The 25051-nt window shown below is 43.8% G+C and carries 28 protein-coding genes and 1 other RNA gene; all 29 read left to right on the forward strand.

Annotated elements, in window-relative coordinates; all coding sequences use genetic code 11:
• The first annotated feature begins 87 nt into the window (after positions 1 to 87).
• The 29 genes from radA (at position 88) to yqeB (ending at position 24990) form a co-directional block, all read left to right on the forward strand.
• The gene (radA, locus tag AKG39_RS00005) at positions 88 to 1449 is read left to right on the forward strand and encodes a DNA repair protein RadA (RefSeq protein ID WP_050738305.1); all 1362 of its coding nucleotides are present in this window, start codon (positions 88 to 90) and stop codon (positions 1447 to 1449) included.
• A 72-nt stretch (positions 1450 to 1521) separates the two neighbouring features.
• Positions 1522 to 1702, forward strand: a non-coding RNA gene (ssrS, locus tag AKG39_RS19220) — 6S RNA.
• A gap of 97 nt (positions 1703 to 1799) precedes the next feature.
• Positions 1800 to 2402, forward strand: coding sequence for a Holliday junction branch migration protein RuvA (ruvA, locus tag AKG39_RS00010; protein WP_050738306.1), 603 nt, complete (start codon positions 1800 to 1802; stop codon positions 2400 to 2402).
• 4 nt (positions 2403 to 2406) lie between these two features.
• Positions 2407 to 3471 (forward strand): Holliday junction branch migration DNA helicase RuvB, encoded by a 1065-nt coding sequence (gene ruvB / locus AKG39_RS00015; RefSeq protein ID WP_050738307.1) that lies wholly within the window; start codon positions 2407 to 2409, stop codon positions 3469 to 3471.
• Positions 3464 to 4489, forward strand: a complete 1026-nt coding sequence (gene queA, locus AKG39_RS00020; RefSeq protein ID WP_050738308.1) for a tRNA preQ1(34) S-adenosylmethionine ribosyltransferase-isomerase QueA — start codon at positions 3464 to 3466, stop codon at positions 4487 to 4489. The genes ruvB and queA overlap by 8 nt, the downstream gene beginning before the upstream one ends.
• Positions 4490 to 4523: 34 nt before the next feature.
• Positions 4524 to 5645 (forward strand): tRNA guanosine(34) transglycosylase Tgt, encoded by a 1122-nt coding sequence (gene tgt, locus AKG39_RS00025; protein ID WP_050738309.1) that lies wholly within the window; start codon positions 4524 to 4526, stop codon positions 5643 to 5645.
• Positions 5646 to 5663: 18 nt separating this feature from the next.
• The gene (yajC, locus tag AKG39_RS00030) at positions 5664 to 6068 is read left to right on the forward strand and encodes a preprotein translocase subunit YajC (protein WP_242852520.1); all 405 of its coding nucleotides are present in this window, start codon (positions 5664 to 5666) and stop codon (positions 6066 to 6068) included.
• A gap of 29 nt (positions 6069 to 6097) precedes the next feature.
• Positions 6098 to 6244 carry a six-cysteine ranthipeptide SCIFF gene (gene scfA / locus AKG39_RS19225; protein ID WP_083439330.1) on the forward strand — a complete coding sequence of 49 codons (147 nt, stop codon included), beginning with the start codon at positions 6098 to 6100 and terminating at the stop codon, positions 6242 to 6244.
• A gap of 242 nt (positions 6245 to 6486) precedes the next feature.
• Complete coding sequence (gene scfB / locus AKG39_RS00035) at positions 6487 to 7830, forward strand: thioether cross-link-forming SCIFF peptide maturase (protein WP_050738310.1); 1344 nt, start codon at positions 6487 to 6489, stop codon at positions 7828 to 7830.
• Positions 7831 to 8025: 195 nt separating this feature from the next.
• Positions 8026 to 9711: a transcription termination factor Rho gene (gene rho / locus AKG39_RS00040; protein ID WP_050738311.1), complete on the forward strand. Its 1686-nt coding sequence runs from the start codon at positions 8026 to 8028 to the stop codon at positions 9709 to 9711.
• 83 nt (positions 9712 to 9794) lie between these two features.
• Positions 9795 to 10007, forward strand: coding sequence for a 50S ribosomal protein L31 (gene rpmE / locus AKG39_RS00045; RefSeq protein ID WP_050738312.1), 213 nt, complete (start codon positions 9795 to 9797; stop codon positions 10005 to 10007).
• A 198-nt stretch (positions 10008 to 10205) separates the two neighbouring features.
• Positions 10206 to 11069, forward strand: coding sequence for a peptide chain release factor N(5)-glutamine methyltransferase (prmC, locus tag AKG39_RS00050; RefSeq protein ID WP_050738313.1), 864 nt, complete (start codon positions 10206 to 10208; stop codon positions 11067 to 11069).
• A 93-nt stretch (positions 11070 to 11162) separates the two neighbouring features.
• A complete protein-coding gene (gene efp / locus AKG39_RS00055; RefSeq protein WP_050738314.1) occupies positions 11163 to 11720 on the forward strand; it encodes an elongation factor P in 558 nt (185 codons plus the stop codon).
• Between the two features lie 2 nt (positions 11721 to 11722).
• Complete coding sequence (locus AKG39_RS00060) at positions 11723 to 12163, forward strand: CD1247 N-terminal domain-containing protein (RefSeq protein WP_050738315.1); 441 nt, start codon at positions 11723 to 11725, stop codon at positions 12161 to 12163.
• A gap of 19 nt (positions 12164 to 12182) precedes the next feature.
• The gene (locus tag AKG39_RS00065; RefSeq protein ID WP_050738316.1) at positions 12183 to 12527 is read left to right on the forward strand and encodes an Asp23/Gls24 family envelope stress response protein; all 345 of its coding nucleotides are present in this window, start codon (positions 12183 to 12185) and stop codon (positions 12525 to 12527) included.
• Between the two features lie 227 nt (positions 12528 to 12754).
• Positions 12755 to 13171: a transcription antitermination factor NusB gene (gene nusB / locus AKG39_RS00070; protein WP_050738317.1), complete on the forward strand. Its 417-nt coding sequence runs from the start codon at positions 12755 to 12757 to the stop codon at positions 13169 to 13171.
• A complete protein-coding gene (locus tag AKG39_RS00075) occupies positions 13158 to 14141 on the forward strand; it encodes a Kae1-like domain-containing protein (protein WP_050738318.1) in 984 nt (327 codons plus the stop codon). Before nusB ends, AKG39_RS00075 begins: the two co-directional genes overlap by 14 nt.
• Positions 14128 to 15336, forward strand: a complete 1209-nt coding sequence (gene xseA, locus AKG39_RS00080) for an exodeoxyribonuclease VII large subunit (RefSeq protein ID WP_050738319.1) — start codon at positions 14128 to 14130, stop codon at positions 15334 to 15336. Before AKG39_RS00075 ends, xseA begins: the two co-directional genes overlap by 14 nt.
• A 1-nt stretch (position 15337) precedes the next feature.
• The gene (xseB, locus tag AKG39_RS00085; protein WP_050738320.1) at positions 15338 to 15553 is read left to right on the forward strand and encodes an exodeoxyribonuclease VII small subunit; all 216 of its coding nucleotides are present in this window, start codon (positions 15338 to 15340) and stop codon (positions 15551 to 15553) included.
• Positions 15553 to 16449 carry a polyprenyl synthetase family protein gene (locus AKG39_RS00090; RefSeq protein ID WP_050738321.1) on the forward strand — a complete coding sequence of 299 codons (897 nt, stop codon included), beginning with the start codon at positions 15553 to 15555 and terminating at the stop codon, positions 16447 to 16449. Before xseB ends, AKG39_RS00090 begins: the two co-directional genes overlap by 1 nt.
• Positions 16450 to 17153: 704 nt before the next feature.
• A complete protein-coding gene (locus AKG39_RS00095; RefSeq protein WP_050738322.1) occupies positions 17154 to 17726 on the forward strand; it encodes a hypothetical protein in 573 nt (190 codons plus the stop codon).
• A gap of 4 nt (positions 17727 to 17730) precedes the next feature.
• On the forward strand, positions 17731 to 18588 hold the full coding sequence (locus AKG39_RS00100) for a TlyA family RNA methyltransferase (RefSeq protein WP_050738323.1): 858 nt from the start codon (positions 17731 to 17733) through the stop codon (positions 18586 to 18588).
• A 12-nt stretch (positions 18589 to 18600) separates the two neighbouring features.
• Positions 18601 to 19467 carry an NAD(+)/NADH kinase gene (locus tag AKG39_RS00105; protein ID WP_242852521.1) on the forward strand — a complete coding sequence of 289 codons (867 nt, stop codon included), beginning with the start codon at positions 18601 to 18603 and terminating at the stop codon, positions 19465 to 19467.
• A 26-nt stretch (positions 19468 to 19493) separates the two neighbouring features.
• The gene (locus AKG39_RS00110; RefSeq protein WP_050738324.1) at positions 19494 to 19943 is read left to right on the forward strand and encodes an arginine repressor; all 450 of its coding nucleotides are present in this window, start codon (positions 19494 to 19496) and stop codon (positions 19941 to 19943) included.
• Between the two features lie 12 nt (positions 19944 to 19955).
• Positions 19956 to 21695: a DNA repair protein RecN gene (gene recN / locus AKG39_RS00115; protein WP_050738325.1), complete on the forward strand. Its 1740-nt coding sequence runs from the start codon at positions 19956 to 19958 to the stop codon at positions 21693 to 21695.
• 64 nt (positions 21696 to 21759) lie between these two features.
• The gene (gene pduL, locus AKG39_RS00120; RefSeq protein WP_050738326.1) at positions 21760 to 22329 is read left to right on the forward strand and encodes a phosphate propanoyltransferase; all 570 of its coding nucleotides are present in this window, start codon (positions 21760 to 21762) and stop codon (positions 22327 to 22329) included.
• A gap of 2 nt (positions 22330 to 22331) precedes the next feature.
• Complete coding sequence (gene lgt, locus AKG39_RS00125) at positions 22332 to 23114, forward strand: prolipoprotein diacylglyceryl transferase (protein WP_050738327.1); 783 nt, start codon at positions 22332 to 22334, stop codon at positions 23112 to 23114.
• Between the two features lie 486 nt (positions 23115 to 23600).
• A complete protein-coding gene (locus tag AKG39_RS00135; RefSeq protein ID WP_050738329.1) occupies positions 23601 to 24197 on the forward strand; it encodes a nucleotidyltransferase family protein in 597 nt (198 codons plus the stop codon).
• A complete protein-coding gene (gene yqeB / locus AKG39_RS00140; RefSeq protein WP_050738330.1) occupies positions 24178 to 24990 on the forward strand; it encodes a selenium-dependent molybdenum cofactor biosynthesis protein YqeB in 813 nt (270 codons plus the stop codon). Before AKG39_RS00135 ends, yqeB begins: the two co-directional genes overlap by 20 nt.
• The last annotated feature ends 61 nt before the right edge of the window (positions 24991 to 25051 follow it).

Below are 25051 nucleotides of genomic sequence, written 5' to 3' on the forward strand. Positions count from 1 at the left end.
AAAACTGACATCAAAGCGAGCATTGTTCGATTCTTTTGAATTTCGCTATTGTTAAAATAATGCAATCTAATGCAAGGAGCAGCACCCATGGCTAAGAAAAAAAGTATATTTGTGTGTCAGAACTGCGGACATGAGTCGCCTAAATGGATGGGAAAATGTTCGGAATGTGGCGAATGGAATACCATGGTGGAGGAAGTTGACTTTTCGAAAGCGGCGGGCAAAGAAAATACCCGGGAACGAGGCGTTTATTCGAAACCGAAACCTTTGTCTGAGATCAGCTATATCGGCGATAAGCGTTATCCGACTATGAATGAAGAGCTGGATCGGGTTCTGGGCGGCGGCATTGTTCCCGGCGGGATGATTCTGCTGGGCGGGGATCCGGGAATCGGGAAATCCACGCTGCTGCTGCAAACCACCGAAGCTCTGGGCAATCAGGGCCATAAGATATTGTATATTTCCGGGGAAGAATCCGAACAGCAATTAAAAATGCGGGGAGAGCGGATGCAGGTCAAGTCCGAAAACATCTACTTTCTTTCGGAAATTAATATTCCTTATATTTTAGGTATTATTCTGGAAGAACGGCCGGATATTGTGATCATCGATTCCATCCAAACCATGTACAGCCCGGATATTACGTCTGCACCGGGAAGTGTGAGCCAGATTCGGGAAAATACCGGGGCGCTGATGCAGATTGCCAAAAAAGACAATATTTCCATGATTCTGGTTGGTCATGTGACCAAGGACGGCAGCATTGCTGGACCTCGGGTACTCGAACATATGGTGGATACGGTGCTGTACTTTGAAGGTGAAAAATATCACACCTACCGCATCCTGCGGGGGGTCAAGAACCGTTTTGGCTCCACCAATGAAATCGGCATCTTTGAAATGACTGAAAATGGTCTCCAAACCGTGGTGAACCCATCGGAAATGATGCTGGACAGCCGCCCGCAAAATACCTGTGGATCGGTTGTGGTGCCCTGCATGGAAGGGACGCGCCCATTACTCATCGAGCTTCAGGGTCTGGTTTCCGCGTCGGGTTTTGGAAATCCACGGCGGATGTCCACGGGCATGGATTACAACCGGATGGTTCTGCTTATGGCGATTATGGAAAAACGTCTGGGGATCCAGATGCAAACCGTCGATGCATACATTAATGTCGTCGGCGGCATTAAAATTGATGAACCGGCGTTGGATCTTGGAGTTGTGGCGGTGCTTTATTCGAGCCTTAGGGATTTTCAGATTCCCGGGGATTTAATGATCCTGGGCGAGGTTGGTCTGACCGGCGAGGTCCGCAATATCCAGCACATCGACAAACGTCTGATGGAAGGTTTGAAGCTGGGCTTTAAACGCTGTATTATTCCCAAAGGAAACCAGAAAGGCATCAGCCTTAAAGGCATGGAGATTATACCGGTGGATAATATCAGGTCGGCTCTGGATATTCTTAATTAGAGAAGAACTTGATGTTATTCTTAACAAAATAAAATTATCCTTTCAATTTCCATGAAAAATGTGTATAATGAACGTATCCCAAAGTGTTCGTTTTTACTTTGTTTTTGAACCTACATCAATACTCAGGGAGTCTGATTGTTCAGACGCAGATGTTAGGCCGCGTTTTACCAGTGGAAAACAAAAACCGATGACAAGACACCCACCTAGCTTTCGCTAGGGCGTCAAAAATGAAGTACGGCACATTGGGATAGCACCTCAGGGTGCTTTTTTTATTGTATTATTATATTTTTTTGGTACAATAGATAAGGTATGCAATTGCCTAAAATAAGATTTAAATATAAGGAGCGCTTATGTACGAATATATGATCGGGAGCCTGGAGGAACAGGCCTTGGATTATGTGGTCATTGATTTGCATCATATGGGATACAAGGTCAAAGTTTCGGCGAATACCCTTAATGAGTTGCCGAGCCTTCACAGTGAGGTTAAGCTTTTCCTTCATCAGGTCATTAAGGATGATGAAGTGGCGCTTTATGGGTTTGCAACAACGGACGAGCGAGAAATTTTTCGGACGATTATCGGGATCTCCGGCATCGGGCCCAAGGCGGGGATTGGATTGTTATCCCAGTTCAGCCGGGATGAGCTGATTACGCATATTATCAGCGACGATGCAAAAAGCATTACCAGAGCGCCGGGAATCGGCATAAAAACCGCCAATCGCATTATTTTGGAGCTGCGGGATCGTTATAAGGATTACGCCCCCCTGAATCTGCCCATCGGCGGAGCCAAAGCGCTGAGCAGTATCGCCAGTGAGGCTGTCAATGGACTGGTGGGACTGGGGTACAGTATTTCCGAGGCTTCGGAAATGGTGGCCCGGGCGTATCTGCCTGACAGCAGTCTGGAAGATTTAATTACCGGCGCGCTGAGATCGCAAAATCCATTGAAGGGACGGTAATTAAATGAAAGACCGGATTATTACTTCTGATTTTACAGAGGTCGATATTGAAATTGAAAAAACCCTAAGACCTCAAGGGTTACAGGAATATATTGGCCAGGAACGGGTCAAAAAACAAATGGGAATCTTTATTAAAGCCGCCCAGAAACGGGAGGAGTCCCTGGATCATGTGCTGCTTTACGGACCACCGGGTCTGGGCAAAACAACCCTGGCGAATATTATTGCCCGGGAAATGGGGGTGGGGATTAAAACCACTTCCGGTCCGGCCATTGAAAAAGCCGGCGATCTGGCCGCCATTCTCACCAACTTAAAGGAAGGGGATATCCTTTTTATTGATGAGATTCATCGCCTGCAACGAACGGTTGAAGAGGTGCTTTATCCGGCCATGGAGGATTATGCCCTGGATATTATTATTGGCAAAGGACCAGGGGCAAGGTCCATTCGTCTGGAGCTTCCCCACTTCACCCTGATTGGCGCCACCACCAGGGTCGGGCTGCTGACGTCGCCGCTGCGGGATCGTTTTGGGGTGATTCAGCGGCTGGAGCTTTATAATCCGGTGGAATTAGCTACCATTATCCGCAGGTCCTCTGGCATTATCGGGGTTGAAATGGATGATGAGGGGGCGGTTGAACTGGCCGTTCGCTCCCGGGGCACGCCACGAATCGCCAATCGTCTGTTAAAGCGGGTACGAGATTATTGCGAAATTGAAGGCCAGGGCATCATTGATCTAAAAATCACCAAAGAAGCTCTTGATCTTTTTGAAGTGGATGCGGTGGGACTGGATCAGATTGACCGAACCATGCTGATTACCATTATTGAGAAATTTGACGGTGGACCGGTGGGCCTGGATACCCTCGCGGCGGCCATTGGCGAAGAAAAGAACACCATTGAAGAGGTCTACGAGCCTTATCTGATCCAACTGGGCTTTCTGTCTAAAACCCCCCGAGGTCGGATGGTTACCAGTCGCGGGTACGTCCATTTGGGACTGGAAATTTTATTAAAAAAAGAAGCTGACCCAGATCAGATTAAAATAAATTTTTATAGCAACGAGGAAGAAACCAATGAATAAGACTGATTTTCACTTTGACCTTCCCGAGGATCGCATTGCTCAATGCCCTCTGGAAAAACGAGATGATTCCCGATTAATGGTCCTTAATCGAAACAAAAACACCATTGAAGACCGCCATTTTTCTGATATTACCGATTATCTGCGCCCGGGCGATTTGCTGGTTATGAACAACACCAAGGTACTGCCCGGTCGTCTTTTCGGACACCGGGAAGATACCGGCGGCAAGGTGGAAATTCTGCTTTTAAGGCACTTGTCAAAAACCGATTGGGAGATCATGGTTAAGCCCGGCAAGCGGGCCCGGGTGGGCGCCCGAATTGTTTTCAGTGCTGACCTTAAAGGGGAAATCACCGGCACTAGAGAAGGCGGTCTGCGGGCCATCAGCTTTGAGTATACCGGAATTTTCGAAGAAATCATCCATGAGATCGGCTTAATGCCGGTGCCGCCGTATATCCATGAAACGCTCAAAGACAATAACCGCTATCAAACCGTCTATGCCAAACACGAAGGCTCGTCGGCGGCACCCACGGCGGGGTTGCACTTCACACCGGATCTGATTGAAAAAATTGAGGCCATGGGTGTGGAAACCGCCGAGGTGACCCTTCATGTGGGGATTGGTACCTTTCGGCCGGTAAAATGCGATGTGATTGAGGACCATCACATGCATGAAGAGTACTATGAAATTTCCGAGGCAACCGCTAAAGCCATTAAGCGCACCAAAGCCAATGGCGGCCGGGTCATTGCCGTGGGAACCACCTCGGTGCGAACCCTGGAAAGCAATGCCAGGCTCCATGGCGGCGAGATCAAGGCTTACGCCGGGGTTACGGATATTTTTATTTACCCGGGTTATACTTGGGCTGTGGTGGATGCCTTAATAACCAATTTTCATTTGCCAGAGTCAACCTTGCTGATGCTGGTGTCCGCTTTTTATAATCGGGAAGCCGTGATGGGCGCCTACGAAACTGCCATTGACTGGGGCTATCGTTTCTTCAGCTTCGGTGACGCGATGTATATTGAATAACATACTAAAACAAAGTTTAATTTAGGAGAAAAGAATGAGTGAATTTCGCTACGAATTGATCAAAGAATGCAAAGATACCGGGGCCCGGCTGGGTAAGATTCATACTAAGCGCGGGGTTATCAATACGCCGATTTTTATGCCGGTGGGAACCCAGGCAACGGTGAAATCCCTGACTTCTGAGGATTTGGTTGCCATGGATGCCAACATTATACTGGGCAATACCTATCATCTGTATTTGCGTCCCGGTCAGGAAATTATGGAAAAGGCCGGGGGACTCCATAAATTTATGAATTGGGATCGGCCGATTCTAACGGACAGCGGTGGATTTCAGGTATTTTCTTTAAATGACTTAAGAAAAATCACCGAAGCGGGTGTTGAATTTATTTCACATATTGATGGATCGAAACATTTTATGACCCCGGAAAAAGCCATTGATATGCAAAACTCCATCGGTGCGGACATTATTATGTGTTTTGATGAATGCGCTCCGGCCGGGGCGGATTACGATTACACCAAGAAATCATTGGAAATGACTACCCGCTGGGCAAAACGTTGTAAGGATGCCCATAAACGCCCTGAGGATCAGGCCTTGTTCGGGATTGTTCAGGGCGGTATGTATGAAGACCTGCGGGCCCAAAGTGTTAAAGAGTTAACCGAAATTGATTTCCCCGGTTATTCCATCGGGGGACTCAGCGTTGGCGAGCCTAAGGATGTGATGTATCGGATGTTGGATGTCACGGTGCCCTTATTGCCCAAGGATAAACCCCGGTATTTAATGGGGGTGGGATCTTTGGATGCTCTTTTTGAAGGGGTTATCCGGGGGGTTGATATGTTTGACTGCGTACTGCAAAGCCGAATTGCCAGAAACGGCACCGCCTTCACCAGCCATGGGAAAGTTGTTATCCGTAATGCAACCTACAAAGAAGATTTTACGCCAGTGGATTCTGAGTGCGATTGTTTCGTTTGTCGAAACTATACCCGGGCTTACATCCGACATTTAATCAAATGCAATGAAATTTTAGGCGCAAGGTTATTGACATATCATAACTTATACTTTACACTTGTAACGATGAAGAGAATTCGGGAAGCCATTATGAATGATAACTTACTGGCTTACAAAGAATCTTTTTTTGAAAAATATGGCATTGCTAAATAAAAATTAAGGAGAATGTGAATGTTTGGAATTGATTTTACTTTGATTCTTCCATTGATTTTAGTGCTTGTATTCTTTTATTTCTTTATTCTTAGACCACAAAACAAACAAAAGAAAGAAATTCAAGAAATGCGTTCGGGCATGAAACCAGGGGACGAAATCATCACTATTGGTGGTTTTTATGGAATTATTTATGCTATTGGTGAGGAAAATGTTACAATCGAATTATTGCCGGATTACAATAAGGCTTTAATTGCAAAATCAGCCATTTCCAAGGTTGTGCAATCCGCGGATGCTGTTGCAGCTGAAGAGGATGTTTTTGAAGAATTGGATGAAGAGATCATTGACGACAGCAAAGTTGTTGATGCTGAATATGAAGAAATCGACGAAGCTGATGATTCCATCAGTTCAAAAGAAAAGAAATAAGAATCTCGTTTTAGAAGGGAGTGAACAATTTGAAGCACATTAAAGTAATTAAAGAGGGAACCCTTACCGATGTAAAAAACAAAGGCTGTGGGGAATGTCAAACTTCTTGTCAGTCAGCTTGTAAGACTTCCTGTACCGTCGGAAATCAAAAATGCAAACAAACCACCGAAAAATAAAACGCAAAAGCATGAGGGGCTGTCTCAAATGAGACGGCCTCTTTTTATGATTATGTGATAGCAGAGGTTTGGTGAGCTTCACTGTTGGTTTATATAAAACAATTTTTCCACTCTACGGCGGACACTCTGCGAGATGTTCGCCTCGACGTTACAAAATTGATTATATAAACCCACAGTGAAGCACTTCAGGCTTGTTTATTATTTGCAATTGCTAATCATTTTATGATAAAAAAGGAGAAATAATGTTACATAAATATCAGCTTAACGGACTTAATATAGTTTTGGATGTGGACACCAGCACGGTGCTGACGGTTGATGATTTGACCTATGGGCTGTTGGATATCTGTGAAAATAAATCGAGTGAGGAAATTCTTGTGCGGTTTGGAGGGGAATATCCCGCCGCTGACATTTTGGAAAGCCTGGAAGAGATTAAAGTGCTTAAAGCCCGGGGACTATTGTTCACCGAGGTGAAATATGTGCGGGAAAACTATGCCAATGAGGATCTAATCAAGGCTATCTGCCTCCATGTTGCCCATGACTGCAATCTCAAATGTGAGTATTGTTTTGCGGCCCAGGGGGATTTTGACGGTGAAAAGCTGTTGATGCCTTTGGAAATCGGAAAAAAAGCCATTGATTTTATTATTGAACAATCAAAAAATCGCAAGAACCTGGAGCTGGATTTTTTTGGCGGTGAGCCGCTGATGAATCTGGATGTGGTTAAAGCACTGGTGACTTACGGAAATGAAGCTGCCGCGAAAAACAACAAGATTTTTAAGTTCACCATGACCACCAACGGTGTTTTGCTGAATCCGGAAACCATGGAGTATCTCAATGAAACTATGGATAATATTGTGCTGAGCCTGGATGGTCGTAAAGAAGTCAATGATAAAATGCGAAAAACCGTCAATGACAAGGGTTCCTATGATGTGATCATCGACAATATTAAAAAAATGGCCACCATGCGCGGGGATAAGGATCATTATATCCGGGGGACTTATACCAGCAATAATCTTGACTTTGCCAAAGATGTTCAGTTTTTAGCAGAGGAAGGGTTTAAGAGTATTTCGGTTGAGCCGGTGGTTGCGGATGCATCCATGGATTACGCCCTTACGGAAGCGGACCTTCCGATTATTTTAAAAGAGTATGACGATTTAGCGTTAACCTATTTAAAACGTCATGAAGAGGGTCTTGATTACAATTTTTTTCACTTCAATGTGGATCTGGATCACGGCCCCTGTGTTTACAAACGACTTTCCGGCTGCGGTGCGGGAAAAGATTACGTGGCGGTGACTCCGGAAGGTGATATTTATCCCTGCCACCAATTTGTCGGCAAAGAGGAATTCAAAATGGGCGATGTGTTCCATGGCATTACCAACGGCAATATCAAAAAAATCTTTGATGCGGGAAATCTGCTTGAAAAAGAAAAATGCCAGGAATGCTGGGCAAAATATTTCTGTGGCGGCGGCTGTCATGCCAATGCCTTTAACTTCAACGGAACGATTATGGAACCCCATCATGTCAGCTGTGAAATTGAGCGGCGACGGGTGGAAAATGCCATTATGATCTCCATCATGGAAGAAAACTAAAAGATAATCAAAACAATTGGCAAAGCAATCATCCACAAGAGATTGTTTTGACAATTGTTGCAATTTATGGTACATTAAGACATAATATTTTCTGAAATATTCATCATTATTCAATCTACTTTATTTTCACATTCTGTTTTAGACATCTTTAATCTAAATTCAAATAAGAATAAAAAATATCCACGGAGGCAGGAATTGGACAAAAAATCATTGGAGAATTCAACCGTTGTTGAATTGCGTAAACAAGCGGAAACACTGGGAATTGAAAAAATCAGTCGTTTAAAAAAAGAGGAACTGATCGAAGCTATTGAAGAAAAACAAAAGGTCGAAAGCCCGGAAAGTGCTAAGCCTCTTGAAGCAAAATCCCTGGAACGAAAAACGGTTTCAGCCACTCATCAGCAGACGGGATCTGGCGGCGGCGAAAACGGACGGTCACCCTATTATAAAATTAAAGATTCTATGGAGAATGTGGTGGTTGTGGAAGGAATTCTGGAAGTGCTTCCCGGAGGATTTGGCTTTGTAAAAAACAAAGATATGAATTCCACTGAGGAGTTTGTCTATATTTCAGGTTCTCAAATTCAAAAATTCAAATTGGAAACCGGCGATGTGCTCAGCGGCAAGGTACGGCCACCTAAAACAGGGGAAAAATATTCGGCCATGCTTTTTCTGGAAAAGGTCAACGGCACCAAAACAGCGGATATTATCCAAAAAATCAACAGCATGCTCTATGTGGATGATAAAAAGGATCTGGAACGCTTTAAAACCTCCCAGGAAGGTATTCTGGATGTAAATCCTGATGGCTTTGGGTTTTTGCGAACGAATCATTATCTGTCCGGGGACAATGATATTTATGTGGCAGCTAACCAGATCCGCCGGTTTAATCTGCGGACCGGCGATAAAATCGTAGGCAAGATCAAACTATCCAGCGAAAGCGAAAAGTTTGATGCGCTGCTTTATGTTGAAACTGTGAATGGGGATATTCCGGAAAAAATAGCCAATCGTCCGAAATTCGAACGGTTGACACCTATTTTCCCGGTGGAACGAATTACTCTGGAAACCAGTCGGGACGTAATTTCGACCCGGATGATCGATATCTTCTCGCCGGTGGGAAAAGGCCAGCGGGGTATGATTGTGGCTCCGCCAAAAGCCGGGAAGACTATTCTGCTGAAGGAAATTGCCACCGGGATTACCGAGAATCATCCGGAAATTGAATTGATCATCCTGCTGGTAGACGAACGTCCGGAAGAAGTTACGGATATGAAACGTTCCATTGATGCAGATATTGTTTATTCCACCTTTGATCAGCCACCTGAAAATCATATTAAGGTGGCGGAAATTGTGCTTGAGCGCGGCAAACGCCTGGTAGAACAGGGGAAGGATGTGGTGATTCTGGTGGATAGTCTCACCCGTCTTACCCGGGGCAACAACCTGGTGGTGGCGCCGTCAGGGCGGACACTGTCCGGCGGCCTTGATCCCGAAGCCCTTTATTTCCCCAAGAAATTTTTTGGTTCAGCCCGAAAAATTGAAGAAGGTGGCAGTCTGACTATTTTAGCAACGGCGCTGGTTGATACCGGAAGCCGCATGGATGATATGATTTTTGAAGAATTCAAGGGTACCGGCAACATGGAACTGCATCTCGAACGTGAACTGGCCGAACGGCGGATTTATCCTGCCATTAATCTTAACCGTTCAGGAACACGTCGGGAGGAGATGCTGCTCACACCTCAGGAATTAAAGGTGAGTTTCGATATCCGTAAGTTGTACAAGGGAACTACGGTTTCAGATCTCACCGATAAGATTATCTCGATTCTGGAACGGACAAAAGACAACAAGGAATTTTTGAAAAAATTTATTGATAAATATAATGCACAAAATATTTGATCTTTTAAGAAATCTTTGATATAATAGCTCAGTTGATAAAATAACAAAGCCCTATAAAATAAAGAAGAAGCGAGGTGAATTCGATGAAAGAAGGCATTCATCCTAATTACAAAAAATCAATAGTTAAATGTGCATGTGGAAATACTTTTGAAACTGGTTCAGTTAAACCTGAATTAAAAGTAGAAATTTGTTCCGCCTGTCATCCATTTTTTACAGGAAAACAAAAACTTATTGATACCGGTGGTCGTGTTGATCGATTTAACAAAAGATTCAATAAAAGCGATTCAGAAGAATAACAAAAAAAGTCGGTTCTTGCAACCGGCTTTTTTCTTGCGCGAAAGCAACGAGCCCGGTGAGTGCAGACACTTATTTGGCTATCCCTCGGGAAGTAGTCAGAAAGTTGAATCGCAGTTTGATGCTTTAAATTTGGGGAAATAATTGTTTCAACAAACAATTAGGATATAAAATAAACTATTAAATATCGGGGTAAACCTATGGATGTAAAGGAAATTTTAGATTTTGGGACAACTATTCTGAAAAAGGCTGGCGTTGAAAATCCCAGACTGGAAGCGGAAATACTGCTAAGTTATATTTTGGATTGCGATCGCGTTTATTTTTATGCGCATCCCCAGGAAAAGGTGGATCAGCTTCAAAAAGAGGCCTATTTAAAGGGGCTTGTACGACGGTGTGAAAATGAACCGATGGCATATATTTTCGGTAAAAAGGAATTTATGGGAATGAGCTTTGAAGTGAGTCCTGATGTTCTCATTCCCCGGCCGGATACCGAGCCCATGGTGGAATATCTGATTCAACGGCTGACGAATGATTACCCAAAGGGTGCCAAGATCTTTGATCTCTGTACCGGCAGTGGGGCCATTGGCATCGCTCTGAAAAAATTTTATCCCCAGGGTGAGATTGCCCTGGGGGATATTTCAACAGAAGCGCTAAGGGTTGCCGGGGCTAATGCAAAGCAACTGGTTAAAGGGGCGGTCACCCTTTATCAGGGAGATTTATTTGCGGCACTGCCAAAGGATGAAAAATTCGATGTCATTGTGTCAAATCCTCCTTATATAAAAAGGATGGATATGCAGGCTCTGGCACCGGATATTTTAAACTATGAGCCCCATTTAGCACTGGATGGCGGTAGTTCGGGACTGGATTTTTACGAGCGGATCATTGCTGAAGCCAGGGATTATCTCAAAACGCCAGGGATTTTAGCCCTGGAAATCGGGGATGACCAGGAAGTGTCGGTTATTGATCTGCTGGTAAAACATGGCTATGCCAATATCGAAAAGCATTATGATCTTGGCAGTCATGTACGATGTCTTGTTGGAGAACATATAGAAAAGAAATCATAATTCATAAATACTGATGACGCATAAAGAAAATTGTGATAAAATAGAAAAATAAATATTTATAGATAGAAAACAAACCCATAGCGGAGGTATAATATGGTATCAGCAGGTGATTTCAAAAAAGGTGTAACCTTTGAAATGGATGGCAATGTATTTAGCATTATCGAATTTCAACATGTTAAGCCAGGAAAAGGCGCAGCCTTTGTACGTACCAAGATTAGAAATGTAAGATCGGGAGCTGTGGTTGAAAAAACATTCAACCCTACAGAAAGATATCCCAAAGCCCAGGTTGAAACCAGAGAAATGCAATATCTCTATGAAGATGGCGGTCTGTACTATTTTATGGATGGGGAAACCTTTGAGCAAATACCTTTAAATTTCGAACAGGTTGAAGAAGCATTGAAATATTTGAAAGAAAATGATAATGCCACCGTTCGTTCATTAAAAGGCATTGCATTTTCAGTGGTTGCACCAAATTTTGTTGAATTGGAAATTGTTAAAACAGATCCAGGATTTAAAGGCGATACCGCTACCGGCGCCAATAAACCTGCAACTGTGGAAACAGGTGCTGTCATTACTGTTCCTCTCTTTGTTGAACAGGGTGATGTCATTAGAATTGACACACGTACCGGAGAGTACATGGAAAGGGTATAAAAATGAAATATATTAATGAAAAAGTATTTTACACCAAGGGGCTTATGGATGGTTTGGATTTGGACAAAGGTTCAAATGAAGGCAAGATTTTAGTCCAGGTATTGGATATCCTTGAAGACATTGTAGATGCCTTAGATGGCTTAACCGAAGCTCAGGAAGAACTGGAAGCCTATGTTGAAATGGTTGATGACGATCTGACTGATTTAGAAGAATTCATTCTCGATGAAGACGGTCTTTTAGAAGACGATGATGAAGAATTTGAATTCGACGATGAAGATTTTTACGAAGTTGTCTGCCCGGAATGTGGGAATGTCTATATTACTGAGTTTGATGCTTTTGAAAAGAATGCTGTTATCTGTCCTGAATGTGGGGAACCGTTTCGTCTGGAAGAAGAAATCTCCTGCTGTGGCGAAGACGGTTGTGACTGCCATCAGGAAGTATAATGATTTATGGTAGAATAAAATGAAAAAAGAAACCAGAAACAGCCAGTATCCGGAGATTTCGGATGAAATGGTCTACTCTATTGTTAGCTTAGCGGCAACAGGAGTTGATGGTGTTGAACGGATGTCATTGAGAATAACCGATGAGATCATCGAGAAATTTTCGATAACGCCCACTGTAAAGGGCGTAAAGATCAGCCATGAGCCCGAAGGGCTTTTGGTTGGGGTTTACTTAATTACCGCAGCCGGAGTTGATATTGTCAAAGTTTCTAAAGAAGTCCAGGCAAAAATCAAAGAATCGGTTGAATCCATGACAGGCCTGGAAATTGCCGCGGTTAATGTAAGAATCGAAGGTTCAGGTATTTAAGGACTCTTTCAAAAAAATTACAGGACAGGGGCTGTTGCAAAATAAAAAAGAACCGCATGATGGTTTTTTTGAATCTAGCTAAGCACCCGTTTATGCAAGGCTTTCATGAATGTCTTGCATACGGATGCTTAATCAGAGTTTTGTAACAGTCTCTTTTTGAAGTTTTGAATAAAGACATTTTTTCTAATTAACTTCATGAAATATACACGAAAAAAGAAGGAGAACGCATGAGTCGAAAAAAAGAAAGGGAAAGTGCCCTGAAGGGTGTGTTCCAATTAGACTTTCATAATGAATCCGGGGATTTTAAAGAAAGCGTTGCTTATTTTTTAGAAGATAGTGAACTGGATCTTGGTTACGGGAAAACCTTGATTGAAACCACTGAGGAACATCTTTCAGAAATTGATGACATTTTAAATGATTACTTAAAGAGTACCTGGAAAATTGATCGCATCCCCAAGATAGAAAAATCAATCCTGCGGCTGGCCATCTGTGAGCTTATGTTTATGGAAGAAAAGACCCCATTTGAGGTTGTCATCAATGAAGCCATTGAGCTTACCAAATTGTATGGGGATGAGGATGGTAAAAATTACGTCAATGGTATTCTAAATAAGATTGTCAAGGATGGACTCAATGAGTGCCCTTAGTCTGGGAATTGATACCAGTAATTACACCACTTCGGTTGCCCTGGTGGATCAAAACGAAACAGTTATTTATAACCAGGGTATCCTATTGGAAGTGAAGTCCGGAGAAAGAGGGCTTCGCCAATCGGATGCTCTTTTTCAGCATGTCAATAATTTGCCCCTTCTTTTAAAAGACCTGCCCCGAGGCCGGGAAATTGAAGTTGTATGTTTTTCGGACCGACCACGGCCATTACCTGATTCTTATATGCCTGTTTTCCGAGCCGGGAAATCCCTTGGCCAATCTCTGGCCGGCGTTTTAGATGCCGATTTAGTGACGGTCAGCCACCAGGAAAATCATCTTCGGGCCGCCATTTTCGGAAGTGGTTCGCCAGTCCTTAAGGATCCTTTTTGTGCGGTTCATTTCTCCGGGGGAACTTCTGAAATCCTTTTGGCAACTAGGGAAGGCATCGGTTTTCGCTGCGAAATCATGGCCAAAACACTGGATCTCAACGCCGGTCAACTCATTGATCGGATCGGGGTCCTGCTGGGATGTGCTTTTCCCGCCGGGAAGGCATTGGAAGTGCTGGCGCAAAAAGCCATCGATCATGATCAGGGGAAACACTGTATTATTCCATCGACAATGGATGGTATGAATTTCCATTTTTCCGGTCAGGAAAACCAGGCCAAAGAGTATTTAAATAAAGGGGTGGATCCCAGCGAGGTGGCCTACAGTCTGCTCAAGGCCATTGCTAAAACCCTGTCAAAATCCATCTCCCGCTGCAGAGAAACCCAATCCTTTCAGTCTGTTTTATTTTCCGGAGGAGTGATGTCGAATCAGATTATAAAAAGCATTCTCCTCAAGGAACTGGGAAGATCCGGATTAGCCCTTCATTTTTCACCAGGTATTTATGCCCGGGATAATGCCCTGGGCAATGCCTTGCTGGGAATGGATCATTATAAAATTACAGGAGGCAGTCTCCATGAAAAATCCTAGAATCTTAAGTGTTACCGAGGTAAATCAGTTTCTTAAAACTTTATTGGAAAGCAACAGTCTTTTAAAAAATCTGGTGATCCAGGGAGAATTGTCCAATGTTAAACGGGCGGCTTCGGGACATCTTTATTTTTCGTTAAAGGATCCAGCCAGCAAAATTGACTGTGTAATGTTTAAAAACGCGGCCATGGGTATTAAATTTGTACCAAAAGAGGGGCTGAAGGTCACCCTTCGGGGCAGCCTTGGGGTTTACCCGCCCAGCGGTCAATACCAGATTACGGTACGTTCCATGGAACCCCAGGGACAGGGGGATTTGTATCAGGCCTATCTGGCCTTAAAAGGTGACCTTGAGAAGAAGGGCTATTTTGATCCCGAGCACAAAAAAAAGCTGCCGGTTACCATCAGCCGGGTGGGCATTGTCACGTCGCCAACCGGTGCGGCGGTTGAGGATATGATTTCCATTATTAAACGAAGAAATCCGATGATGGATATTGTGCTTTATCCCAGTCTGGTCCAGGGTGAGGCGGCAGCGGCCAATATTATTGCCGGGATTAAGGCATTTAATGCTTTAAAGACAGTTGATGTTATTATTATTGGTCGCGGCGGCGGTTCCATTGAAGATCTCTGGGCATTTAATGATGAAAACCTGGCCCGGATAATTTTTGAATCCGAACTGCCCATTGTTTCGGCGGTGGGCCATGAAATTGACTTTACTATCGCCGATTTTGTTGCTGATCTGCGTGCCCCCACTCCCTCTGGCGCGGCAGAGTTGGTGGCAGAGGAAACCAGAAATCTGATCCAGAGTCTGGATCAGGTGAAAAACCGGATGATCCAGGCCATGAAGATCCAGATCAATCAAAATCGGGAAGTCCTCTTTAGGCTCAATAAGGATCTTTTGCGTTTTCACCCCCGGCAGCGAATTGATGAAATACGCATCAGTCTGGATGTTGTCCAGGAAAAGATGCTGCGTTCAATGAAGGTCATGATCAAAGACAACCGGCAACAGCTTAAACACCTGGAAGCCAGGCTTGACGCGGTTAACCCCACCAATGTTCTTAAGCGCGGGTATGTACTGGTGACTGACGGCAAGGGCATACCCATTGGAACTGTTAAGGACCTTGCGCCTGACCAATCCCTGAGCCTACGCTTTAAGGATGGTTTGGTTTCGGTACGAATTGAATCGATAAAGGAGAATTAAAATGGCAGTAAAAAAATTAAAGGCAAAATTAAGTCGACTGGAAGAAATTGCTTTGATTCTCGAAGGTGAAAATCAGGAAATTGAAGCATCCATTAAGTTGTTTGAAGAGGGCATGAAACTCGTTAAAGAATGTACCGGAGATTTGGATTCCCTGGAAGGAAAAATTCTTGTTCTGATTGATGGTGAGGAAAAAGATTTTGAAGGGAGAATTAGCTAGTGTTAGATTTTGAATCAGCATTGAAGGAGAAGGTAAAGCGAATCAACGAGAATCTGGAGGCGGCCTTCCAACAAACCCCGGATATTCCCCCGGTGATTTTGGAATCCATGAAATATAGCCTTCAGGCCGGCGGTAAGCGGCTGCGACCGATGCTGATGATTGAAACCTGTCGATCCCTGGACGGGGATGTGGCGGTGGTGATGCCACTGGCTCTGGCTATCGAAATGATTCACACCTACTCGCTGATTCATGATGATTTGCCAGCCATGGATAATGATGATTTAAGACGGGGAAAACCCACCAATCATAAGGTTTATGGTGATGCCATTGCCATACTGGCCGGCGATGGACTGCTTAACTATGCCATGGAAACCATGCTTCAGGGTGCGGAAGGTCTTTATGGTGAAATGTTGATTCGATACATTGATGCCATGAAGACCATTATGAGTGCTTCCGGTATTTCCGGCATGATCGGTGGCCAGGTTGCGGATATGCAAAGCGAAAATCGGGTTATTTCCATGGATGAAATGGATTATATTCATTTGCATAAAACCGGTGCGCTACTGGAAGCCGCGGTGGATTGTGGCTGTATCATTGCAGATGCAGAGCCCGCAACCAGGGGCCGATTAACGACCTATGGTCATCATATCGGTCTGGCTTTTCAGATTGTCGATGACATTCTGGATATTGAAGGTAATGTGGGGGATCTCGGCAAACCCATTGGCAGTGATGAAAAAAATCACAAATCAACCTTTGTGACCTTGTATGGATTGGAGGCTTCTAAAATTCGGGTGACTGAATTGCATTCGGAAGCTTTAGAGATGCTTAAGCCGATTGGGCAAAAAACAAAATTTCTTCAGGAATTGGCAGAGTATATCTGCACCCGGAGAAATTAAAAGGCGTTTTCTTGTTTTGGAAAAACAGCTATGTTATAATAAGAGTATATCAGGTGGTGCAGTATTCTAGTCGGCACTGTCGACCTTCAGGGCGGGCCTAAAAATCCGTCGAAGGGCATATCGATGAAGTCCCTTGTTTTGGCTTTTGACGCCCAGTTGAGGGCTGATTCAGGGGGTTAAGGAGGATGGGGCGATCCGCAATGGCATGCGGGCGTTGACCCTGCCTCCGTGGAGACCCGCATTTGCGGGAGTAACCTGTGAACGTGTTACCGCGAGGAGATACTGCAACAGTGTAGCCTGCCTTGAGTGGCTTAGGTGGATGGATTGACAGTTTCATAAGTTAATTGGGCCCAATGCTTAGAAATATTGCTATTCGAAACCTAATCTGCAAAAGAGGCTAAGGGTCGATTTGTGTTGCCGAGGAAAACTCCTAGGCTGTTCGAAAGAAGTATGATGGGGATTATGGTGTGCACTCAGTGGTAATTCAGTCTTGCATATGGCGACAATGCAAAATGCATAATAAAGGGAAACCGCTGGGACGGCGACGTCCCAGTCGTGCATTGGGAAATCCTGCTGGACCTAAGTCGCAAAGTTTACTTATCGTGCTGCCATCTGCTATAATAAATTATTTGAGGAATTATGATGTTTCATAGTTCCTTTTGTTGTATAATAATGTATAAATAGTCATTGACCCAGGAGTGTTCATGAAAAAAAAATTAACAAAAAAAGAATTAAAAGAGAAGCGTCATCGTCGGTGGGTTGTTAATATTACAATCGCCACTTTTTTTATGACCCTGCTCATCAGTTATATTTCGGATGTTTTATTATCCAATACACCTATTTTTGCTGCATTTATTATTTTGCTGGTTATTATCAGCCTGGGTATCCTTTCGGATATTGTCGGCATTGCCGTAACGGCGGTGAGCATCGAACCATTTAATGCGATGGCATCCAAAAGAATAAAGGGCGCAAAAACATCGGTAGCGCTTGTTAAAGATGCCTCCCGGGTTTCAAACTTCTGTAATGATGTGGTTGGGGATATCTGCAGCATCGTCAGCGGGGTGATCAGCATCACTATTGTGATTCAGCTGGGGAACCATTACCCACTCATGAACGTGGCGTTGATGACACTGATTCTCAGCAGCGTTGTTGCCTGTTTTACCGTTGGGGGAAAAGCGCTGGGAAAAGATGTTGCCATGAAAAACGGCACCAGCATTATTCATGGTTTATCGGTAATCATTGCCAGTGTTAAAATAGCCATTAGAGGCAAAGAATAAAAAAATGAAAACCACAAAAGGAAAAGAGGAAAATTTGAAAGAACGTTTAGATAAATTATTAGTTGCCCAGGGTCACTTTGACACCCGGGAGCGAGCCAAAAAAGCAATTATGGCAGGGCTTATTCAGGTGAATGAGCAGATCAAGGATAAAGCCGGAGACCTTGTGGACACTGAAGCGACGATTCTGATAAAGGGCAGTGATATGCCCTATGTGAGCCGGGGTGGTTTAAAGCTGGAAAAAGGGCTGGCGACATTTTCATTGCCGGTTGCCGGGAATACCTTCATCGATATTGGCTCTTCAACCGGGGGATTTACCGATTGCTTACTGCAAAACGGGGCCAAAAAGGTTTATTCTGTGGATGTTGGCTATGGTCAGCTGGATTGGAAACTGCGCAATGATGAACGGGTGGTTTCCATGGAGCGCACCAATTTTCGCCATCTCACCGGGGACGATTTCCCAGAAATGGTGGATGGCACCGTAATGGATGTGTCTTTTATTTCCATTATAAAATTATTTGACGCCATTCAGGCCGTTATGAAACCCGGGGCCCTGGGTATTTGGCTGATTAAACCGCAGTTTGAAGCCGGCCGTGGGCGGATTGGCAAAAACGGTGTGGTCCGGGAAAAAAAAATCCATGAAGATGTTTTATTACAGGTGCTGACGGCCATTGATCAGCATGGCTTTACGGTGAAGGGTCTGGATTATTCGCCGATACAGGGACCAAAGGGGAATATTGAATTTCTTGTTTTCGTTGAAAATAAACAAACAGATAGCGAATTTGAATGGTCCCAAAAGATTGAAAACGTAGTAAAAATAGCCCATGAAAACTGTCGAAAGAAAAAGGAACCATTAGCCGAATAGGATGTGAATGTGGTGAATTATTACACTAAAGAAGTTGGCATTTACTTTAATATGGAAAAACCGGACAGCCAGGTTTTAGGTAAAAATTGCATTGAGTTTTTGTTGAATCGGGGATTTAAAATTGCTTTGCTTAGAGGCCAAATTCAGTATGAGAATGAATTGGTGAATTATTATTCAAAAGGGGTATTTTTCAGAAAGCCGGATTGCATTCTGGTGCTCGGCGGTGATGGCACCTTATTATCGGTCGCCCGGCAATGCTGTTTTTACCGAGTCCCGATTTTTGGGATCAACCTGGGCAAGCTGGGCTTTTTAACGGAGGGTGAGGCCAATCATTATGAGGAAACCCTGGAGAGTTTCACCAAGGGTGATTATTACATCGAAGAGCGGATGATGCTAAGCTGTACCATTAAGAAAGAGAATGAATGTTCCCGGGAATACGTGGCATTGAATGATGTGCTGGTGAAAAGTCGGGGTTTTCGGATGATGGATATCCAGGCTAACGCCAGTGGATCCACCATTGATACCATCCGGGCAGACGGCCTCATTATTTCAACCCCTACCGGTTCCACCGGGTATTCACTGGCAGCTGGAGGACCGGTGGTGGCGCCGCAAACAGATGTGATGATTCTTAATCCGATCTGCCCTCACCGGCTCCATGACCGTTCATATGTATTGCCCGGGGATGAAGTGATCACATTGGAATTTGGCGACCGGGAAAAAGAAATTATGGTCATCCTGGATGGACAAACCAATGTGGCCATAAAACCCGAGGATGGGGTTCGGGTTGAAAAATCAATTTATTCCACAAGGCTGATTCGGCTCAATAAAATGAGCTATTTTGATCGGTTACGAGTGAAACTGTCCAATGATATAGTATAACGTTAAAATGACTACCGGGGGGAAAAATGAAAATTGCAAGACAATTAAAAATAATCGAAATAATTGAAAGTAAAGTGATTGAAACCCAGGAAGAACTTGCTCAGTCCCTCAAGGATATTGGCTTTGCCGTGACTCAGGCAACGATTTCCAGGGACATCAAGGAGCTCAAGCTAATCAAGGTAATGAGCAACGATGGGATTTCGCATTATGCACCGCTGAAAGATATGAGTGCCATTTACAATGAACGGGTAACTGCGGTTTTTAGAGAATCGGTTCTAACCGTGGATTATGTTGAAAACAATATTGTCTTAAGAACCCTGCCGGCCATGGCCCAGGCTGCGGCTTTGGCCATTGACGGCCTGGAGTGGACGGAAGTGGTGGGTACTATTGCCGGGGATGATACCATCTTTGTTTTAATCCGCAACCGTGACATTGTGCCGGAAATTGTCGGCAAGTTTAAAAAGCTGATGAAATAAGGGAGGCTTCCGATGCTGAGAAATCTCGTTGTCAAAGACTATGCACTGATTGAAAATTTAAGCGTTGATTTTAGCAATGGCCTGAATGTCATAACCGGTGAAACCGGTGCCGGCAAATCCATTGTGATTGATGCTTTGTCAATGGTGCTTGGGAACCGTGGGAATAAAAGCAACATTCGCCAGGGTGAAACTAAAATGATTGTTCAGGGACTCTTCGATATCAGCGATCAATCTGAGATTTTAGAAAGATGTGGTATATTTGGTGTACCCATTGAGGATGGTCAATTAATTTTAACCCGGGAAATGGATAGTCATGGTCGTAATTTATGCCGGGCCAACGGCATCATCATCACGGTCTCGCAGCTTAAAACCCTGGGGAACAGTTTAATGGATATCCATGGCCAGCATGAACATCAATCCCTGTTTCAGCGGGATAATCATCGCCAGCTGCTGGATGCTTTCGGCGGAGAGAAAAGCCAAAAATATCTTAAAGAAATTGCTTCTTACGCCAATGCGCTTAAAAATATTCAAATTCAAATCGATGATTTGGAAGTGAATGAGCGGGAATTGGAACGGGAAAAAGAAACCCTCCAGTTTGAAATCGATGAAATTGAAAAAGCAGGATTGGAAATTGGCGAAGATGAGCGTCTTGAAGGTGAGAAACGGATTCTTGAAAACCGAGAACGGCTTTTTTCAAACATCAATGGGGCCTATGAACTGTTGCGGGGCGAAGGGCCGGAGCAGACCCCGATTATTGATGCGCTGGGGCAGCTTCAGGAAAATATTTCGGAAATTGCTAAAATTGATAATAGTTTTTTGCCAAAGCTGGAATTATTAAATGGTGTATTCAGTGAGATTGAAAGTCTTTCTTTTGAAATCAGAAGCTATCTGGAGGATCTGGAATTTAATCTTGGTGACTTGGATGAAATTGAAGGTCGGCTTGCTCTCATCAGTCGGATGAAACGAAAATACGGCCAGGATATTTCTGAGATTCTGGCTTACGCGGATACTATTAGCGAACGACTGACAAATCTGCTTAACCGTGATGAAAATCTTCAGTCCTATTATGAAGAATTAGAGAAAACCCGGAAAAAGTATTCTGAGATTGGCAGACAGCTTCATGCTCTTCGAGTAAAATCTGGCGGGAACCTAAAAAAATCGTTGGAAAATGAATTGCAGGATCTGGCCATGGAAAAAGCCCAGGTGGAAATTTTAGTAGATTATGATACCCAGCGAATCAGTGCCAAAGGACAGGATATTGTGGAGTTTTTAATTTCGGTTAATCCTGGTCAACTGCCAAAGCCTTTGGGAAAAATTGCTTCGGGTGGTGAAATATCCCGAATTATGCTGAGCATCAAAAGTATTTTTGGGAGTATGGATGCCATTGAAACCATGGTTTTTGATGAGATCGATACCGGAATCAGCGGACGGACGGCTCAGGTGGTAGCCGAGAAAATCCAGGCTTTATCGGCGACCCCGCCAAAAGGCCGACAAATTATCTGTATTACGCATTTACCGCAAATTGCGGCCATGGCAGATCAGCACTTTATGGTGGAAAAACGCACCGGGGAAGCATCGGTTGACGTCAGTTTTGTGCCTTTGGATGAAAAGGGTAAAAAAGAAGAGCTTTCCCGAATGCTGGGCGGAGCAGAGGTTACCCGAAAAACCTGGGAACACGCCCAGGAAATGCTGGAATTGAGCCAAAAAATAAAAAAAGACAAAAAAAGCAAAGAGAACAAAATATTGCCTTAACATTTTAAGGTTTATTGGTTAAAATGGAGATTGTTAAAAATATATTTAAGTAAGGAGAAATAATATGGAACGAAAAGTGCCCATTGGGCTATCAAACAAACATATTCATGTATCACAGGCAGATTTAGAGGTTTTATTTGGAAAAGGTTACCAATTAACTCCAATGAAGGATTTATCACAGCCGGGACAATTTGCAGCTGAAGAAAAGGTTGATGTTGTTGGACCTAAGTCTACCATCAAAGGGATTCGAATTCTGGGACCTGTTCGACCACAGACTCAGTTGGAAGTTTCCATTGGCGATGGTTTTTGTTTAGGCATTAAAGCACCGCTTAGAAATTCAGGCGATATTGCCGATACTCCAGGCGTAAAAGTAGTAGGACCGGTCGGAGAAGTTGAAATTCCGTGTGGAGCCATTGTTGCTGCCCGTCATATTCATATGAGTCCTGAAGAAGGCGCTGCTTTTGGATTAAAGGACAAAGATATTGTTTCAGTTCAATTGGATGGTCCTCGCGGCTTAATCCTAAATAATGTGTTAGTACGTGTTCATCCGGAATTTAAACTGGATATGCATCTTGATGTAGAAGAAGGAAATGCTGCCGGCGCCAGAAACGGCCAAATGGCAACCATCCTCTAATCATGCAAGCACTGGACCCTATAGCCTTTTCTGCATTTGGATTTGATGTGCGGTGGTATGGGATTCTCATCGCTTCCGCATTACTCATCGGATTATTTATCGGTATTAAACGTGCTCCGAAATATGGAATTGACCCGGATCTTGTTCTTGATTTCTTTCTGTATATGACTCCGGCAGTGGTGATCGGTGCACGACTCTACTATGTTATTTTTAATTTTAGCTACTATGCAGCCAATCCAACGGAAATATTAGCCACCTGGCATGGCGGTCTAGCCATTCATGGTGGAATTATTGCCGGGGTAATTGTGGGATATATATTGTGTCGGGTTAAAAAGATTAATTTTCTGAGCTTTACTGATATGATCATTCCTGGTTTGCCCCTTGGGCAGGCCATTGGGCGATGGGGGAATTATTTCAACCAGGAGGCTTATGGGGTTCAAACAGATTTGCCCTGGGCAATTACTGTGAATGATGCGGTTCTGGGAATGATCCGGGTTCATCCCACATTCCTGTATGAATCGATCTGGAACTTTTGTATCTTTGGCTTTCTGTTTTTCTACGAAAGCAAGTTAAAAAAGGTTAATGGCGAATTATTCTTTGTCTACCTTGGCTTATATTCTATTGGCCGATTTTTCATCGAAGGACTAAGAACGGACAGTCTCATGTTTATGGGACTCCGAACAGCTCAGCTTGCCAGTTTAATATTGGTAATCGTCGGCTTCGGCGGACTTGTGCTGCTGCGAAAATATCCGGACCGATTTAAAGCATTACCCTGGAAAAAATAAAAAGACTGCCTTTCGAGGCAGTCTTTTTTTGATAAGCTACCGTACCGGCAATTTCAATCAGTTTTTTTTCCTCTTCTTCTGTTCTTTCTTCCATTTCTTATCCCTGCGGATATCACTGCCTCCGATAGGGAGCAGTACAATAAATAACATTTTTTTGCCAAAATAGGAGAATTATGCCAAAATATAAAAATTTATTTTTATTTATATGAGATTTCAATTAATGCATTGCAATACTACAAAGTTTTCTATTTGCATTTCCTATAATTAACCCAAAAATCTTAGTATAATATGTAAAGGTGTAATCGGATGGATCAATGGAATGGACAACCTTTTTTATTGACATCAATACCGACAAAAAATTGCCCAACATTAAAATTACTTCATTAATGGTTACAGCATTCAGTGTTGTATGGTTTTTTGCACGCAGCATAGTGTTATAGTATCCCTTTATTAACCTGAATTTATGATGAAAGGAAGGATAATTGAATGTTAGCAGGCATTGTGCTGGCAGCGGGTCTTTCTTCTCGAATGGGAGCAGAAAAGATGCTTTTGCCTTTTGGAGAAGGCACTGTTTTAGAGGCCGCAATATCGCGTATTCCAAATGATGTGTTAGACCAGCTTCTTGTGGTTACCCGCCAGGAGATTTGGGATGCAGTTGAGTTACCCCAAATTACATCGTTTATTTTGAATCGATCGCCGGAAAAAGGTCAAGCTGAATCTCTGCAATTGGGCATCGCTTATCTTCGTTCTAATTTTTCATATTGTCAGGGAATTTTGATATTCTTAGGGGATCATCCTCTTACTAATCCCAGATTGATTTGCGATGTTGTTAGGATCTTAGAGGAAAACCCAAAAGCCATCGTTCTGCCAGAATACCATGGTATCATTGGACATCCAGTCGCATTCGGTTCAAAATGGTTTTCTTATCTTGAAAACCAGAATGGCGACATGGGGGGGCGGAGGCTTATTGTAGAATATCCCGAAGCGGTGATCCGTATTCCGGGAGATGAGACCTGTATTATGGACATGGATTCAAAAGCAGACTATAGGAGGATATTGAACTATGCCGAAAAATATCAGTGAATATACTAATCTTGTCATTGTACGGGGCGCCGGAGATATTGCAAGCGGTACCATTTGCCGTTTGTATCAGTGCGGCTTTGCAGTGGCAGCTCTGGAAGCGGAAAAACCCACTGTTATCCGAAGATGGGCGGCTTTTGCATCAGCGGTGACTGAGGGGGAAGTGACGGTGGAAGATCTGACGGCGCTCCGCTGCGACACTGAACAAGAGATTGCAGAGGCGCTTGAGACTGGAAAAATCCCCATCTGCGTGGATCCGGAAGGAATATGGATAAAAAAACTGAATCCCTTTGCAGTGGTGGATGCAATCTTGGCAAAAAAAAATATAGGAACTACCCGTGAGATGGCGCCCATCGTTATTGGATTGGGGCCAGGATTTACTGCAGGGATGGATGTGGATGCTGTTATTGAAACCAATCGCGGGCACGATTTGGGCCGCGTGATTTATAAAGGAGCAGCTGCCGAAAACACTGGTGTTCCTGGAAGTATCGATGGGTATACCCATGAACGGGTTATCCGTGCACCATCAGCAGGAGTTGTCAGGATTGTCAGGGACATTGGAACTGTGGTGAAAGCGGGAGACTGTCTGGCCGTTATTGACGGAAGGGAGGTGATGTCAAAAATCGCCGGTGTGGTTCGGGGAATTATAGCTGATGGCAGCAGTGTTTTTAAGGGAATGAAAATTGCAGATGTGGATCCGAGAGGCAATGCGGGCTATTGTAATACCATTTCAGATAAGGCCAGAAATCTCAGCGGTGGCGTTCTGGAGGCGATTATTCATTACGTGGCAAAATAAATAAAGACAAAATTGACAGGCAAGGGTCAGTCAACTATAATGAATCGAAGACAAAGAGGTC

The organism is Acetobacterium bakii, from assembly GCF_001263355.1.
Taxonomy (GTDB): Bacteria; Bacillota; Clostridia; order Eubacteriales; family Eubacteriaceae; genus Acetobacterium; species Acetobacterium bakii.